Source organism: Desulfogranum aggregans (assembly GCF_055398265.1).
On record NZ_AP042447.1, the window covers coordinates 1,336,135 to 1,352,179 of the forward strand.

The window sequence follows — 16,045 nt, forward strand, 5'->3', positions numbered from 1 at the left end:
TGGCAAAGCTATAGGACCAATAGATTTTAGACTTTCAACAACCTGCTAAACTTTAAGAGAATGTAGTCATGAACACAAACAAAAGGTACAGTCCAGAGTTAAGGGAGCGTGCAGTTCGCTTAGCCTATAAGCAGCGAGATGAATATTCATCGCGCTGGTCAGCCATATGGTTCATAGCGAGCATTTTTCAACCAAGATTCTTTGCGGGATTGGCCTGTTATGGAATTATTTTACTATAAAGACGAGAAGGGGAATTTCGGTGATGACCTTAACCCCTATTTGTGGGAACAGGTCTGGCCAGGATTCAAAAAGTATCAACATGCTGACTGGTTAATTGGCGTGGGTTCAATACTTACTGGAAAAATAAATGAGCTACCAGGTAAAAAATTGATTATGGGGTCTGGGTATTGGCCAATTGGTGCTGGTAAGCCTAACTTATCGAGGTGTCAATTGGGGTTTGTCAGGGGACCATTGACATGTAGAGCGCTTGGATTGGGTGCATCAAAAGCAATAATTGATCCTGCAGTATTGATGAGTAAACTAGTAAATAAAACCGCTAGTAAAAAGGGGGGAGTTGCTTTTATTCCACACCACATTACTCACAACTTTTTTAATTGTCACAAAATTGCTAATCAACTAGGGGTCCGTTATATCGACCCGACTTGGGACTACATGCGAGTGGTTGAGAATATTCTAGAATCAGATAGGATTGTAACTGAAGCTATGCATGGGGCTATTATTGCTGACTCCTTTGGTATCCCTTGGCAGCGTGTTTCTATCTTCAACAGGAGGTATGCTAGTGCCGATGCCGTTGATTTTAAGTGGGAGGACTGGGGTAGGTCTCTAAACATACAGTCTACCCCTACATTTGAGTGGCTGCTTCCTTGGCCCGGCAGAACTAGTGTACGAAGAATTATAAAAATGCCTTACATTGAATATTGTTTGAGCAAATTAGGACGTAAACTAGCTTCAGCCATTAAATATGGAGAGTATCGCTTGAGCGATCGAAAATTTTTGATGAATAAAATCAATCGACTAGAAAAATCAATTGAAAAATTTAAAGTGTAGCTCTAGTTTAATGTAAACGATCACCGGGGAAGCCTCTCAGGTAGCAAGTGTTACATTATTCTCCGCTCCTCCTCTTCGTTGCTGAACGACGACTCATTTTCCTTTAATATTTTTCTTGTCAGTTGCAATGAAACCAAAAATAAGCGTTATAACACCACTGTTTAATAAGCAAAAAACAGTTAATCGAGCTGTAAATTCTGTACTTTTGCAGACATTTACCAACCTTGAACTGTTAATTATCAATGACGGATCTACTGACAACAGCATTGAAGCCTTAAAATGTTTCGATGATTCGAGGATGCGTATAATTCATCAAAAAAACGCAGGCCCTGGTGCGGCGAGAAATCGTGGTGTAAAAGAGGCGAAAGGGAACTTTGTGGCGTTTCTTGATGCAGATGACGAGTGGCTGCCTGAGTTTATAGAGATGACATATAAGGCATTAAAAAATAATCCTGATTGTGATCTTTGTGTGACATCCTTTTTTTATTCAAATACTGTTAATATTGCCAGTTATGAATATGATGAGGGCAAATGGTCTTTGCCAGCAAATTTGAATCCAATTGAGTTTAAAGAACATCTCGACAGTCTACATTCTGCAGGTACTCTGCTGTGTAAACGTGAAATTGTAGAACTTTATGATGGATTTTATGAGAATAAATGTACATATGGTGAAGATGCTTATTTATGGTTAAAAGTAATTTTAAACTCTCAAATATATCGACTTAATACCCCCCTTTTTATTTACCATACAGAGGCTTCTGAACTTTCTTGTACGAGCGGGAGGGATTATTTACCACCGAAGCCTTACCTGCTACATCCAGACCCTATTCGTCAAGTTTGTCCTCGGCAACATGAAGAAATGTTAGAACAATTTTTAGCGTATTGGGCTTTACGGGCTTACCACAACAGTCTTGGTATGAATAAGGGCGAATTGTGTAGAGATTTTTTGAAAAACTTTTCGCTTATGAAGGAGGTTAATTTATTAAGTTATCTTTTATTACGTGGAAAGCTACACTTCCCACAAATGTATAGACTACTAAAAACAATTAGAAAATTTTAAAGTCCTGATTGTTTATCTATAATAAGCAGGAATTAGTATTTGGGAATCTTGATTAATTGTGGCTTGCTGAGCGGTAAGCAAGCATATGAATTTGTGGTTAAAAAATTGTGATTACCACTGATTTTCAGCCACATTTATTTTGGGGGTTCGTCACTATATGATAAACCCGCTATGTCATAATTCTCCAAGAGCAAATTAAGCGGAGGATCGACATGGCGAAAAATCAAATTCAATTTCAGAAGGGCTTGAGTTTAACCAGTTTCCTTTCCCAGTATGGCGACGAAAAAAATGAAGAAGGCGGGCTGCAAGTACGAACCAATCATAGCATATACAGACAAAGGATATGATGAGTATGGTGTTTTCAAGTGGGTCAATGTCATGATCGGCAATGTTAAAAATGCGCTACATGGTACTTACCACCATGTGAGCTCCCGTCACCTGCCAAGGTATCTTGCTGAGTTCTGCTATCGGTTCAACCGAAGATTTAAGTTGCATACCATGGTCGACAGGTTGGCATTCATGGCAATGCGAACGCCGCCGATGCCACAGCGCCTTCTAAAGTTGGCTGAAGTTCGTTGGTAATCACGTAAAAAATAGTATAATCGGCCTCGTGAGTGCACAGAAAACGGCTGGCACCTTCTAAAACCCGGTTCATCCGGTAAATGCGCACCCGGGCCAACGTGCTGATCTAAAAGGATAACTTTATTTGAACCTTTTGTGGTCACTGGTCGCGTTGCGTGCCAACTATCTGAAACCAGATGATATAAAAGACATCAATACTTCAAACTAAAACGCGAAACAGCTAACTCAGCATCCATTTCTCCTTCTGAGAAAAAAAGGAAAATGAACTTGATTTCAAATGATTACGGCTCTGTTCCAGTGACAAGCCTAAATCCAGGTACGCGATTACCGGAAGAGCCTAAAACCCTTGCACCTTCCGACAGTGACACCATGTATATGTCAGTATCCCGTACAATAGTACCAGCATCAAGTATGCCTAAGAAACGATTTACAGGACACCAGATCATTAAGGTCTTCAAGCGGGTCGAGGGAGGAAGAGCTGCGGCAGAAGCGTGCCGCGAATACAGCGTGAGCCAAGCAGCCTATTACAACTGGAAATCCAAGCACAGCGGAATGGAAGCCTCTGAGAGTCAAATGATTCAATAAACTTCGGATGCACCCTTCTTCGGGGTTTCTTCAATATCGGCCCTTCAGTGAGAACGGCTGTTAATTCTATGTAAAAAGGTCTCTTTTTTGAAAAATAATTATAAACAACCCCTACTTTGCTTTGTTACCCGTTATTTTGGAAATAGGAGTGAGGTATGGCTTTGGAGACAAATTATAGGCTTGACTGGAATTTCTCCTTATTTAATAACATGGAAATATAAAAATAAGAGTGATTATCCTTGTAGGGGAATCCCTGTTAATGAGCTGTTGACTTTTAACCCCGAACCTGAAAATGCTGTAGGGTTGAAGCGGTGGATTTTTAGGCTTTGTAACATATACCACCTAAATTTCTATGGATCAGTTGGAGAAGAAAAAAAATCTTTATTACAAACCTTGAGAAAAAAATCTCCTGAAGTAATATTAGTTCACTTTGGTTCGACAGCACTCCGAATTTTGCCGATCGCAAAAAAACTGAGAATACCTATTGTTGCCCACTTTCATGGTTTAGATGTTTCCTCACAATTGACTAATAAATGGTATAAGTGGAGTCTGCTTCGTCATGCAAAAAGCTTTACTGCAATAGTAGTTGTTGGAAATCATCAAAAAAAATGGTTTGTTGAGCAGGGTATTCCTGAAAATCGTATTTTTGTAATTCCTTGTGGTGTACCAACCGAAGAATTCACCCCTCCCTGCACTAAAAGAAATGATATATTAAGATTTATTACTGTTTCTCGAATCAATAAACAGAAAGGTATATCTTTTACAATTAGGGCATTTAAGGAAGTAGCTGAAAATATACCGAACATTCATTTGGATATTGTTGGAGATGGACCACAAATGAGCAGTTCTGTGAACCTCGTTGAGCGTCTTGCGCTAGACGATAAGGTCACATTTTGGGGAGAACAGCCTCAGGTCAAAGTAAAGCAATGCTTAGCTCTTGGCCATGTATTTTTACAACATTCTTTAGATAGTGAAGGCTGGAGAGAAGGTTGGGGCGTGTCAATGGCAGAAGCTGCAGCTATGGAATTGCCTGTAGTAGCAACCCGTTGTGGAGGAATTCCAGAGCAAGTTGAAGATGGCGTAACAGGGTTTGTGGTCGAGCAAAAGGATATTAATGGAATGGCGAAAGCCATGTTGAGGTTAGCAAAAGATAATGAATTGCGTGAAATGATGGGCAAAGAAGGTCGACAGCGAATGATTCATTACTTCGACACTAATATACAAATTTCAAAATTAGAAAAGGTCTTATTAGATTGTTGTCGAAAGTAATTATGTTAGCAAATTCAGAATGATAGAAAACTGATATACCCCTTTGACCAAGTCCGGAGATATATTGATAGCTAGGTATGCTAATGTACCGAGTACTCTAGGAACAAAGTTGTATGCCTCATTTTCTTCGGCACCCAAGTATCTGTAATGTAGTTACAGATTCTATATGTTTCATGCTTTGGCACGGCACTCTAACATAAAAGGCTTGATAAACGTCAATATACTTAGTTGATGTCGGCGTGTTACAATGAACATTGGTTACCAAGCTGAAAAAATTTTGTTTTATTTACTGTAATGACTTTGACAAAATGTTGGACTTTAGTTTGAGAACTGTAGGCACGTTTTACTGCAGTCGAAAAATAAAATCACCAAATATCAGCACGTTGCACTTTCAAGTCTCCTGATTTTGGTCAAAACCTGTAGGCACACGTTTGAGTAGTTTGTTATTGACAGGTTGGGGATACGCATTTAGCATGATAGGCAATCATGTATTTGCGAACTACTCAACGAAAGAACAAAGACGGCTCGGTAACAAAATACTACCAGCTGGCCCATAACGAACGGCATCCGGTCACCGGTAAGGTGACTGCTAAAATTATCCACAGCTTCGGGCGGGCAGACCAGTTGGACCGTGAAGCCTTGGTGCGGTTATGCCGATCCGTTGCCAGAGTCTGCGGCGTCGAGGTTATTGATCCTCTGGACGGTGAAGTGCGCAAAGGCGGCTTACCGGAAGATGTCAAGATCCTCCGGACCGTCGATTTCGGTACAGTTAAAATCATCGAGGAACTGTGGGAGCAATACGGTATCGGCAAAATATTCAGGGAGGTTGCCAAAAAGAAGCAGGTTCCCTATGAAAAAGCCCTGCTTGCCATGGTTGCCAATCGACTGTGTACTCCGGAATCAAAACTTGGTGTTTGGGACAGGTGGCTTGAAACTGTATATCTGCCAGGGTGTGACAGCTTGCAACTGCATCACATGTATGAGGCCATGGACTTGCTCCATAGCCATTCGGATAAGGTAGAGCGGGAGATCTTTTACAATGTGGCCAACCTGCTGAACCTGACGGTGGATCTCATCTTCTATGATACCACTACAGCATCTTTTGCCATTGATTATGAGGATGAGGAAGGCCCGCGGCAGTATGGTCATACGAAAGAAGGGACATGGGCGCCTCAGGTCGTTGTCGCCCTGGCTGTTACTCGAGAGGGTATCCCTGTGAGAAGTTGGGTATTCCCCGGCAATACTGCTGACGTCAGTACTGTCGAGACCATAAAAAGCGATCTTCGAGGGTGGAATCTTGGCAGGGCGCTGTTCGTTGCTGATTCCGGGATGAACTCCGAAGGGAATCGAAAGGAACTGGCTAAGGCCTGCGGCACATATCTGCTTGCCACCAGGATGGCCAGTGTCAAGGAGGTTAAGGAAACAGTTCTTTCGCAGCCAGGTCGTTACAGGGAATTCTCTGAAAATCTTCATGCCAAAGAGGTGAACCTCGCCAACGGCAAGCGATATATCGTCTGTTATAATCCGTCGGAGGCCAGACGGCAGGCCACCCACCGAGAAAAAATTGTTGCCATGCTTGAATGGGAACTCAAGCAGCACAAAGACAAGAGTGCAACCAGGAAATGGGCTATAGCCCTGTTGGGTTCTCGAAGGTACAAAAGATACCTGACCATAACTGAGAAGGGCACCGTCCGGATCGACCGTAAAGCCATAAAGGCTGCGGCAAAGTATGATGGCAAGTGGGTACTGGAAACCAACGACATCCACCTGAGCCTTGAGGATGCGGCCTATGGTTACCGTGGCCTGATGGTCATTGAGCGGTGCTTCCGCTCACTTAAGCGTACGCAGATCAAAATGATGCCAATGTACCATTGGGCTGAAAGGCGAATAGAAGCCCATGTAAAAATATGTGTGTTGGCACTATTCGTAGAGCGGATAGCGGAGCTGAAATGCAAAAAACCCTGGTCACAGATTAGACGGGTTGCGTCTAAAATACAGGCAACGGAGTTCGCCACACCAGATCACAGTTTTTACCAATTAAATGAGCTACCCAAGGGGGCGAAGTCCATGCTGAACTGCCTTTCAATTGACCGACTTCACGAGGTTTTTGGTATAAAAACTGTTAAAAACGGTACTGCAATAACGTAGGCACACGCGAAAAACAGCGTCCTTTGCCAAGGCCCGCGGGAGCAGGCTTAGCGCCGAGGTGTTGATTTTGAATTTTAAACCCCAGTTGGATATTATTCAGTTAATCACCAATTTTAAAATATTCAGAACTCAAACAAAAAAATCTACTACAAAGAACCAATGATAATTTTCTTCAAAGTTATTGATAATGAACAAGTACGATGAATATTGACCTTTCTTTTGTAACGTATAATAGACTAGAATTCACTAAACTTTCTTTAGAATCGATTCTTGCCGATAAATCTGAAAATTTCAGTCTAATAATATGGGACAATGCTTCCAGTGATGGCACTGCAGAATACCTAAAAAATGAAGTTAATGATCCGCGTATAAAAGAAATTTTTTTATCAAGTAATAATATTGGCCAGACAGCGGCAGTCAATCAAATTTGGGCCAATTCTAAGGCAGACTTGGTAGGCAAACTAGATAATGACTGTCTCGTTTCACCAGGTTGGACACATCTTTTTGCTAAAGCACACGAAGATATACCTAACTTAGGTGTGGTTGCGATGTGGCATTTTTTTGAAAATGATTTTGATTATGCTCGAGCTAAACACAAAATAGAGACAATAAATGGGCATAATATTTTTCGTCACCCGTGGACATGTGGCACAGGGTTGTTGATTAAGAGAGAAACATTCAAGCGGTTAGGCCCAATTACATCAAAAGCTATGCCTCAATACTGGATGAAAATGGCTAAAGCTGGGTACATTAACGGTTTTTATTATCCATTGGTTTTTCAAGAACACATGGATGACCCAAAAAGTTCATATTGTAAGATAAAAGATGAAAAAACTTTTGATAGATTCAGAAAAATAACTTTTGGTTTACAATCAAATAGATACAAAGATGTAGAAGGACGTTTAAGATGGAGGCAAGAAATTATACGAAATTTAATGGATGATCCTTTTGATGTTTCGTATTATCACCCAGTGAAAGTTAAATTGCGGAACTGTTGGAAAAAACTATTGAATTCTTTTAAGGATTAAAGATAAATGGTACGTGAGACTGAACCACTAGTTTCAATAATAATTCCTGTCTACAATGCGGGAGGCTTTCTTCAGGCGGCGGTCGAAAGTGTAATTGACCAGTATTATAAGAATCTTCAAATTATAATTGTAGATGATGGGAGCACTGATCACTGTATTGAAACATTACAACATTTTTCAGATAATCGTATTACTATTCTTCGGCAAAAGAATTCTGGTAAATCTATAGCTGTGAATAATGCTTTGCATATCTCATGTGGAAAATATTATGCAATTCAGGATGCTGATGATATCAGCACACCAGACAGGATAACGGTTTTGGTAGATTTTATGGAAGAAAATCCCGATATCGCTGCGGTGTTTTCAGGACATGATCTTCTGGTGGACTCGACACGTTTTGCGCCTGTCAAAAATGAAAAAGACAGGCATGCTTGTAAAACAGATATTGATCAAATTAGGATGCCTGCACATGATCCTACCGCGATGTACCGTCTCTCCATGGTTGAGGAAATACGATATGACCCAGAATTGAAGATTGGGCAGGGGTACGACTATATTCTTCAGGTAGGAGAGAAGTATCCTATGTGGGTAGTTGATGACTGTTTGTATTCTTATCGTATTCGTGATTCTTCTACCACAAGAGGAAGCAATACTCGACGAGCAATGGCGGTAAAAAATGTATGGAAAAAAGCGTGTAATCGTCGGGGCATTGATTTTAATCAGTGGCTGAGTTCTAATAAACCGCGTCTAACGAAGTTAGAGCGTGAGGCAAATCGATATGGACTTATAGCTCATTGCATGGAGAGTGTGGTGACCTCTAAAGTTAAAAACAAATATTTGGACGCCTTAAAAGTCGGTGTTTTATGTTGCAGATTAAATCCATTTAAACTGAACTACTATAAACCAATGATATACTCATTAACTCCACTCAAGCTAATTCATTTTTATCGTAACAGGTTGAAAGAACTTAAACATTTACATTCCTCTTTGTAAGTAGGGCTTCCTGATTATTTCTCAACCAGTTGAAATTAAATAGGAATTCTTTTGACTACGTGTTATTATGTGCAGGAAAAACGGATAGTTACCTATCAAACCCTTGCACTTTTATTTGATAATGTATCGAAAAAGGTATAGCAAACAACTCAGTTTCGTAGACTTTGTACTCCCCTTTGGAGGTAAACTCCGAAGTGATAATCGTTGGGTCAAACTGGCCGACATGATTCCCTGGGAACTTGCTGAGTCGTTCTATGCAAAGCAGTTTGCTGGAAGCGGCCTTGGTCCTTCTGCTAAACCGGCTCGTGTTGCCTTGGGTGCTCTCATCATCAAAGAACGTCTTGGCGTGAGTGATGAGGAGGCCGTACTGCAGATCCAGGAGAACCCTTACCTACAGTTCTTTCTTGGGTTCAAAGAATTTCGCGATGAACCTCCATTCGATCCCTCCATGTATGTCCATTTTCGCAAGCGTTTTAACCTGGAGCAGCTCAATCAAATCAACGAAGCCATAGTCAATGCCGAGCAAGCGACACAGCAAGCCACTGCTGAGAAAGAACAAGACGATAACGATGATGAGGATGATTCACCGGGCAGCAACAAGGGCAAGCTGATTGTCGATGCGACCTGTGCCCCGGCTGACATCCGTTACCCTACTGATATCAGCCTGGTCAACGAGGCTCGGATAAAAAGCGAACAGATCATCGATATTCTGTTTAAGCCGCTGAAGGGGACGCAGCGCAAACCGCGGACATACCGCAGGAAAGCGCATCGTCTTTATCTTGCCCATGTCAAAAAACGCAAACATGCCAGTCGTCACAGACGCAAAGCCCTTGGGCAACAGTTACGTTTCCTCGGCCGTAACCTCAGAACCATAGAACAGTTGAGCAAACAGGTGCCCTTGACTCATCTGCGCCCTCGCCGATACCGTGATCTGCTGGTCATTCATGAACTACACCGTCAGCAACTGTGGATGTATGAGAACCGGTGCCATCGAGTTGATGACCGGATCGTCAGCATCAGTCAGCCACACGTGAGACCCATTGTACGGGGTAAGGCATCTGCTCCCACTGAGTTCGGGGCAAAACTCTCAGCCAGTCTGGTCGAAGGGGAGGTGTTTCTTGACCATCTTTCCTGGGATCCCTACAACGAGTGCGGAGACCTGATTCCTCAGCTTGAGGACTACAGAAAACGCTTCGGGCATTATCCGGCATCAGTCCATTGTGATAAGATTTATCGCACCCGAAATAATCGGAAGTTCTGCAAGAAGCACGGGATACGCATGTCTGGACCACCCCTGGGGAGGCCCCAGAAGAAGACGGAAAAGAATGCCGGGGCACTCAAGGCCCAAAAGCTTCAGCAGCGACAGGATGAACGTGATCGGATTCCCATCGAAGGGAAGTTTGGACAGGGTAAACGCCGTTTCGGCCTTGCAAGAATAATGGCCAAACTCTCGCAAACCAGTGAAACCATGATCGCCATCACCTTCATTGTGATGAACCTGGAAAAATTGCTGCGGGAGGCGTTTTTGTGTCTATTCTTTCTTTTTTTACGACATGCTGCAGCCCCTCTAACGGCTTTTTTCGGCGTCATAGTAGGGGTGATAAAGGGGCTGTGCTGGTTAGCCCTACAGCGTGCGAGTTGTCAAAGATCATGAGCCAATCTGTTTTCGGCTCAAAACACATTATTCAGGAAGCCCTAAGTAAATGATCACGGGTTTAAATCGAGATTTCACTGCTTTTCTCCAAGGTAAAAGCAACCAATGCTAGGGTTAAATAAAAGAGCATATTAATTTGACCAAAATAAGACACCCCCCAAAAACTGACAAAATGACTTAAAACACTGATACAAATTCCCCAACTTATCAACTTTACCTCTTTGTTTGTGCTTATAAGACTCATTCTGCCTGGAATTTTTACTGCACGAAAAATAATAATTATAAATAATAATAATGTGACAACGCCTCCACGGACCCCTTCTAGAACAAACTGATTCGTTATGTCACCCAAGCCTGTTCCCCATTTGTCAGTATTTTCAGTGCCTGTAAGGAACCAATCAGGATAGTTTTTTATGAATTTATCAAATAGATTGTACCGATGCCAACCTGTTGAGCCAGAAAAGATATCTACACGGGCAATTAAATGCCACACAGGTGCCTTCATTATTAAATGCAAAATAAAAAGACCCGCACAAATAGAGTTGAATATCATCCTCCCATACATTCTATAACTATAAATATTCCAAAATATTATGCTAGCCAGAACGGTCATCAAAGGTGTACTGGATGCGCTAAACAGTACATTAGATATAGCTGCGCTCAGAGCTAGAATGTAAAATATTTTTCCCTTATTCGCTTTTATTTCCGAATAGAACAAGGGCAGGAGTGTAGCCCAGAAACAGCCTAGCATAATTGCATGCGGGAAGGAGCCTAGAGCTCTAAAGCGCCCACGATGGTACATTCCACCTTTTCCGCCAAAAATTGAAAATATATTTAAATCATGAAATGTAACCAGGGCTATCAATGGGGCAGTAACTATTGCAAAAAATCCTAATATTTTAATTGCCTGGTGAACGTCACTCCACTCACCTAGCGCCTGTCTTGTCAACCAGTATATACCGAGGCAATCGAATATCACCCCGGATTTATAGATAAATGCTTGGGGTGTTGCATAATTGACTATATAAATAAGGCTTCCTGCAATCGCCCACGTAAAAATTAATTTATCAAAAGTATTCCATTGAATTGATCGAACTTCTCCCCTTATTGTTAGCCTCAGCAATCCTGCCAAAATTAAAAAACGTAACACTGTAAAATCAAGACCAAGAATATCTAGTCTTTCATCCATAGACATAAAACAAGCTGCTAGGATAAAAGGGGCTAAAAAAAAACGCCGGGGAGCAATAACCATAAAAATGGATAGAAATAAAGTCAAATATATGGATGGGGAATTCATAGGTTCAGAGCGCTGTCGGTATTTCAATTAACAGCTGAGGAAAAGTGAAGAAAATGGTATTTGACTCGATTAACAAACTACCCAGGTGAAAGACAATTTTTATTAGAGTGTCCTGCAGTGAAACCGCCTTAATTTTATGCTGTATATTTCAGACTTAGGGAGTCTTGAATAACCTCTTAATCTGATTTTTTCTAAGAAAAGCAACTGTTTTTGCTGGTACTACTCTGTTTCTGATAATACACCCCCCTGATAAATAACCAAGGTATCGGGATAAACTTGAAAGAATCACAGGTTTTTCAATAAATAAGCGATAAAGAAATTTTAAAAACGAATATAGGGGGTGATACCCAATATCGTATTCACTTAGACCCTGGCGAAAGCGAGCGGTACAAAATTTCATTCCTGTGGCAGAACCTACAATTCGATGTTGCAGTGCCACATACTCTGGGAACATCCGAACTTCCCAATTTTTGCTTTGAGCTTGTATGCATGCTAACGCATCTTCAGCGCCATATCTTAATGGTAAATAGCCGCCAATTTCTTCAAAACATTGTCTGCGAAACACTAAAATAGAACCGGGAGCACTTGTTTCAGATAAAATAGGTTTACGACTGGTATCTGGATATATATATCTTCCAGCAGCAATGCCTAAAGTAGAATTTTGACTAAATTCTGTTAATATATTCGAGTAGTAATCAGCAGGTAAAGAGATATCAGCGTCAAGATTACCTATGTAATCATAAAGAACTTTTTTACTTTGCAAGAACTTATAACCTTCAATAAAGGCTATGATTTTGCGGCTATAATAACTTTCAACATTATCTCTTTCAAGGTGGACACAGGAGATAAAATCGTATTTTGAGGCGTAACGATCTATCTTTGTACCAGTATCATCACTCGAACCGTCATTAACTATCACCCATATAACCGGTAATTTGTCTTGTTCAACCACGGACGTCACTAATCGGTCAATGTTACAAGTTTCATTATAGGCAGGGGTTATAATACAATATGGCTGGTCCATAGTTTACACCTCAAAGCCTTGTAACCAATTAGCTCGTTCTCGCCAGACAGTTTGCCATTTTCCTTTGCGTTGTTTGATTCTGTTAAAGAAAATTCCAGCAATTTTAAAACCAACAGCTCTTATCAGTACTGATAAAAAGAGCAGTTTAACTCCAATATATGATTGGGTTGGAGGCCAATGCTTTTTTATTAGCGTTACTTTAGCTTTAAACACCTTTACAAGCCGGGTAGATGATGAAGTCTCTGAGGCACCTCCATAATGGATAATTGTTGCTGATGGGGTGAAAAGTGGTCTTGCACCATTCTTTTTTGCTCGTAGGCAAAAATCAACCTCCTCTCCATACATAAAAAACAAAGGATCAAACCCTTGCATTTCAGTCCAAAATTCTCGATGTGTGAGAAGGAAGCAACCTGTTATAATATCAACAGTTCGGATTGTATCAAAATTCCAGTTACCAAAGGTTTCAGGACAAAAAAACTCTCTACCCTTCAATAAGTAAGATAAGCCAATTGCCTGCCAAAGTAGAGAGAGAAGGGTCGGGCTGTTATAGCAGGAAGTCCTGTTGAGGGTGCCATCTGGGAATATTGTTCGACCTCCCCAAATTTTGGCCTCTTTATTATTATTTGCAAATAGAATTAATTTTTCAATCGCGCGGTCTTGAATAACAGTATCAGGATTGAGTAGTAATAGATAGTCGCCAATAGCAATTTTGCTAGCTTCATTATTTGCTTTAGCAAATCCTAAATTAGTTTGAGAAACAATCAGTTTGACCTCAGGAAATTGGCTGCTGATGGCCTCAGCCGAACCATCAGTTGATGCGTTGTCTATAACAATTATTTCAAAATTGATATTAAAAGTTTCCTTTATGACAGATTCTAAACAGGCTGTTGTTAACTTTTTTGTGTTATAGCTGATTACTATTACAGATAAATCCATAGCTTGATTTATTTTTTTGCAAAGAAAAAAGGGTTCGGGTCAAAGCCGTAATCATGTTGTTGTTTTCCTGTAAATACATCTGTAGCGGAAACCAAACTGACTTTGAAGCCAACGTCAGTCAGGCGATTTTCAAAGTCCTGCCCGTATTTCCTAACGTGTCCTGTTTCACGTCGTTTTGGTGCCACATATTCTAACGTTTTTTCTAACTCCCAGTCTAGTGGGACTTGGAATATTGCAGTGCCCCCAGTTTTGAGCACTCGCTTTATTTCGGACAAGGCCTTTGTTTCATCCTGAATATGTTCCATCACATGTAGGCATAGAAAAAAATCATATTGTTCATCTTGATAGGACATACATGTAACGTCATCCTTCTCCATGGCATGTCGCTCATAATCAAAACTCAAATATTCTCCCTGCTTTTTTTTCTCAAGACAATACTGTTCAAAACTCCGCATGGGTGCTACTTCAAGCGCATTCTTGCCTTCAGTGAAAAAGTCGGTTTTTTTTTCAAGTATATAGGCCAATGCCCTGTGTCGGTCTTGGCATAAACATTTGGGGCACGTTGTGTTTGTCTCGTAATATCCGGGGCCCACATTAGGGTAAAATTGGTAACCTTTCCACCCGCAAACATTGCACAGGACTGACTTACCTCTGATATCATTGAAGCTATAGATAAAAAGACGGGAAATCGCTTTGAGTGCGTTAAAGATAAAATCTACATCATTGTGGACCAATGATCTCGCAATAAATCTGTTCCAACGAAAGAGTAAGCGTAATCTACCAAAAATTATATTAGAGTCTATCATAGTAGAATATTACAAGTGCAGTTTAAAATATTATTAAAAACGCTCCTCCCATCCCCCATTAAAAAGATAGGCCGGTTAACATTGCAGAAGACAATTTGGTAATCTTCATGAATAGTCTGGAATTTTACTGTAGAGTTGACCTGTATTTATCCCACATTGCACCAATAAAACCACTAGGTCTGAGTGCTGCTCCTTCATTGGCTACTGTATAACCAAATGGGTCGGGGTCACCTCCTGAAATAGCCATATACCTATCGGTATAATCAAACAAAGCTTGGTGGTTCCATAAATCTTGTATGCCCATTATTTTCGCAACAAGTGTTGCACCTGCAAAATAAGGGGTGTTGTTTCTATTGGTCCTGTATTTCGTGGTCCATTGTGAATCGGACGCTTCAGGAACATCGTCATATTTAATCCCCCATTCAGGCATCCCAATCATAGTTGTTGTATATGGGTAATTTGGGGCGGCTCTTGTATCTGGGTTCCATGCTGGACCGTTAGTGATGTCTACATCAAATTGTTTTACATAAAATGTTTGACTGTCTTCACCAAATCGAATGTACCCTGGAGGGACATTTCCTGGGCCATATCCGCCAGCATACAGGTAGTCACCAGATATTTGACCGATATTTTTCATGCTATCATCATTGAGCATAAGACCTGCAAAAAGTATGGGTAACTTTCTTCCTGGTCCATGGCCCCCATCCGGCCACCAGCCGGCTAATCCAGCTTCAACGAAACTATACAGGTCAATACCTAATTGTACATAGTTGATGAGTAGAGTCTCTTTCTCCGAATCTGTAAAATTTAGATTAAGCAGCAGTGGGGTTACAGCGAAGTAAGGGGCGAAATAATAATTATCTAGCCCACTGTCAATGGGATGTAGATATCTGCCAGACCATCTGCCGTTATGGTCAATCCACACCATTTGAAAGCGTGCTGCAATCTCATCAAGATACGAAGGAGTTATGATGGTTTGGTGGGTTTCCGGTACGTCAAGTTTTTTGAGCAAAGATAGATTGAGATCATTCTTGTTGTGCAGATGTTTGATGGTGCTACCTATCCCAGGCCTGAAAGTCCCAGAAGGAGGAGCTGTCGAAAGACAGGTCAAAACTGCTGCAGTTTTAATGTAACTCGAATTATCAACGATCCCATCTGGATTGCTGATAGTTGTTACAAGAGAGTTGTTCGCTGTTAGTATCAATGGTGTTTCTTCTGAAATACCGATTCCAACATTTTTACTAGCATCATAAGAATTAGCAGCATCATATCCTTGCCATTGGCCAACAGGGTTGAGCATGGAGCCGTTCATATCACGTCCAGTCTCTGGATGCTGCATATATCCAGGCGTAATTTGAATCACTTTGACTCCTTTTCCTGGGTCTAGTATCCAATAATCTCCATTAACAAACTCTCCATATTCTACTGGGGAATCAAAATACCATTTAATGCCGTTCTGCTTAATCTCAGTGGTGTAATTGGTAAGTCTCCAGTTCAAAGGAGTGTTTATTTCCGCTCTGCTAACTGGTGAGATCAAGGTAAGGCAAAGAGTGGTTATAAAAAATAAAAAGGTTAGCTTCATAACGTATTTGAAA

13 protein-coding genes and 1 pseudogene are annotated in these 16,045 nt (G+C 41.0%); 9 read left to right on the forward strand and 5 right to left on the reverse strand.

Going from position 1 to position 16,045, the window contains the following annotated elements; translation table 11 throughout:
* Positions 1-219: 219 nt before the first annotated feature.
* The 9 genes and pseudogenes from ACZ52Z_RS06195 (at position 220) to ACZ52Z_RS06235 (ending at position 10,387) form a co-directional block, all read left to right on the forward strand.
* Entirely contained in the window at positions 220-1,068 is an 849-nt protein-coding gene (locus ACZ52Z_RS06195) for a polysaccharide pyruvyl transferase family protein (RefSeq protein ID WP_464269881.1), read from the forward strand.
* Positions 1,069-1,195: 127 nt separating this feature from the next.
* Positions 1,196-2,128: a glycosyltransferase family 2 protein gene (locus ACZ52Z_RS06200; RefSeq protein WP_464269882.1), complete on the forward strand. Its 933-nt coding sequence runs from the start codon at positions 1,196-1,198 to the stop codon at positions 2,126-2,128.
* A gap of 297 nt (positions 2,129-2,425) precedes the next feature.
* Positions 2,426-2,710 (forward strand): annotated as a pseudogene (locus ACZ52Z_RS06205) (transposase); the annotation flags it as partial.
* Positions 2,711-2,977: 267 nt separating this feature from the next.
* A complete protein-coding gene (locus ACZ52Z_RS06210; protein WP_464269883.1) occupies positions 2,978-3,295 on the forward strand; it encodes a transposase in 318 nt (105 codons plus the stop codon).
* 87 nt (positions 3,296-3,382) lie between these two features.
* Complete coding sequence (locus ACZ52Z_RS06215) at positions 3,383-4,564, forward strand: glycosyltransferase family 4 protein (protein ID WP_464269884.1); 1,182 nt, start codon at positions 3,383-3,385, stop codon at positions 4,562-4,564.
* 486 nt (positions 4,565-5,050) lie between these two features.
* Positions 5,051-6,712, forward strand: a complete 1,662-nt coding sequence (locus ACZ52Z_RS06220) for an IS1634 family transposase (protein WP_464269885.1) — start codon at positions 5,051-5,053, stop codon at positions 6,710-6,712.
* 200 nt (positions 6,713-6,912) lie between these two features.
* Positions 6,913-7,740 (forward strand): glycosyltransferase, encoded by an 828-nt coding sequence (locus ACZ52Z_RS06225; RefSeq protein ID WP_464269886.1) that lies wholly within the window; start codon positions 6,913-6,915, stop codon positions 7,738-7,740.
* Positions 7,741-7,746: 6 nt separating this feature from the next.
* Positions 7,747-8,733 (forward strand): glycosyltransferase family 2 protein, encoded by a 987-nt coding sequence (locus tag ACZ52Z_RS06230; RefSeq protein WP_464269887.1) that lies wholly within the window; start codon positions 7,747-7,749, stop codon positions 8,731-8,733.
* A gap of 121 nt (positions 8,734-8,854) precedes the next feature.
* Entirely contained in the window at positions 8,855-10,387 is a 1,533-nt protein-coding gene (locus tag ACZ52Z_RS06235) for an IS5 family transposase (RefSeq protein WP_464269888.1), read from the forward strand.
* 61 nt (positions 10,388-10,448) lie between these two features.
* On the opposite strand, the gene ACZ52Z_RS06240 is transcribed toward ACZ52Z_RS06235, so the two are convergent.
* The 5 genes from ACZ52Z_RS06240 to ACZ52Z_RS06260 all read right to left on the reverse strand — a co-directional run bounded on the left by ACZ52Z_RS06240 (position 10,449) and on the right by ACZ52Z_RS06260 (position 16,032).
* Positions 10,449-11,582: a hypothetical protein gene (locus ACZ52Z_RS06240; RefSeq protein ID WP_464269889.1), complete on the reverse strand. Its 1,134-nt coding sequence runs from the start codon at positions 11,580-11,582 to the stop codon at positions 10,449-10,451.
* A 256-nt stretch (positions 11,583-11,838) separates the two neighbouring features.
* The gene (locus ACZ52Z_RS06245; RefSeq protein WP_464269890.1) at positions 11,839-12,708 is read right to left on the reverse strand and encodes a glycosyltransferase family 2 protein; all 870 of its coding nucleotides are present in this window, start codon (positions 12,706-12,708) and stop codon (positions 11,839-11,841) included.
* 3 nt (positions 12,709-12,711) lie between these two features.
* The gene (locus ACZ52Z_RS06250; RefSeq protein WP_464269891.1) at positions 12,712-13,644 is read right to left on the reverse strand and encodes a glycosyltransferase family 2 protein; all 933 of its coding nucleotides are present in this window, start codon (positions 13,642-13,644) and stop codon (positions 12,712-12,714) included.
* 8 nt (positions 13,645-13,652) lie between these two features.
* Complete coding sequence (locus tag ACZ52Z_RS06255) at positions 13,653-14,168, reverse strand: class I SAM-dependent methyltransferase (RefSeq protein ID WP_464269892.1); 516 nt, start codon at positions 14,166-14,168, stop codon at positions 13,653-13,655.
* Positions 14,169-14,574: 406 nt separating this feature from the next.
* Entirely contained in the window at positions 14,575-16,032 is a 1,458-nt protein-coding gene (locus tag ACZ52Z_RS06260; protein WP_464269893.1) for a hypothetical protein, read from the reverse strand.
* Positions 16,033-16,045: the final 13 nt, after the last annotated feature.

Bases quoted from the DNA above. Each gene is read 5' to 3' on its own strand.
- ACZ52Z_RS06195 (WP_464269881.1), top strand. From the start codon at position 220: ATGGAATTATTTTACTATAAAGACGAGAAGGGGAATTTCGGTGATGAC.
- ACZ52Z_RS06200 (WP_464269882.1), top strand. From the start codon at position 1,196: ATGAAACCAAAAATAAGCGTTATAACACCACTGTTTAATAAGCAAAAA.
- ACZ52Z_RS06220 (WP_464269885.1), top strand. From the start codon at position 5,051: ATGTATTTGCGAACTACTCAACGAAAGAACAAAGACGGCTCGGTAACA.
- ACZ52Z_RS06225 (WP_464269886.1), top strand. From the start codon at position 6,913: ATGAATATTGACCTTTCTTTTGTAACGTATAATAGACTAGAATTCACT.
- ACZ52Z_RS06230 (WP_464269887.1), top strand. From the start codon at position 7,747: ATGGTACGTGAGACTGAACCACTAGTTTCAATAATAATTCCTGTCTAC.
- ACZ52Z_RS06235 (WP_464269888.1), top strand. From the start codon at position 8,855: ATGTATCGAAAAAGGTATAGCAAACAACTCAGTTTCGTAGACTTTGTA.
- ACZ52Z_RS06240 (WP_464269889.1), bottom strand. From the start codon at position 11,582: ATGTCTATGGATGAAAGACTAGATATTCTTGGTCTTGATTTTACAGTG.
- ACZ52Z_RS06245 (WP_464269890.1), bottom strand. From the start codon at position 12,708: ATGGACCAGCCATATTGTATTATAACCCCTGCCTATAATGAAACTTGT.
- ACZ52Z_RS06250 (WP_464269891.1), bottom strand. From the start codon at position 13,644: ATGGATTTATCTGTAATAGTAATCAGCTATAACACAAAAAAGTTAACA.
- ACZ52Z_RS06260 (WP_464269893.1), bottom strand. From the start codon at position 16,032: ATGAAGCTAACCTTTTTATTTTTTATAACCACTCTTTGCCTTACCTTG.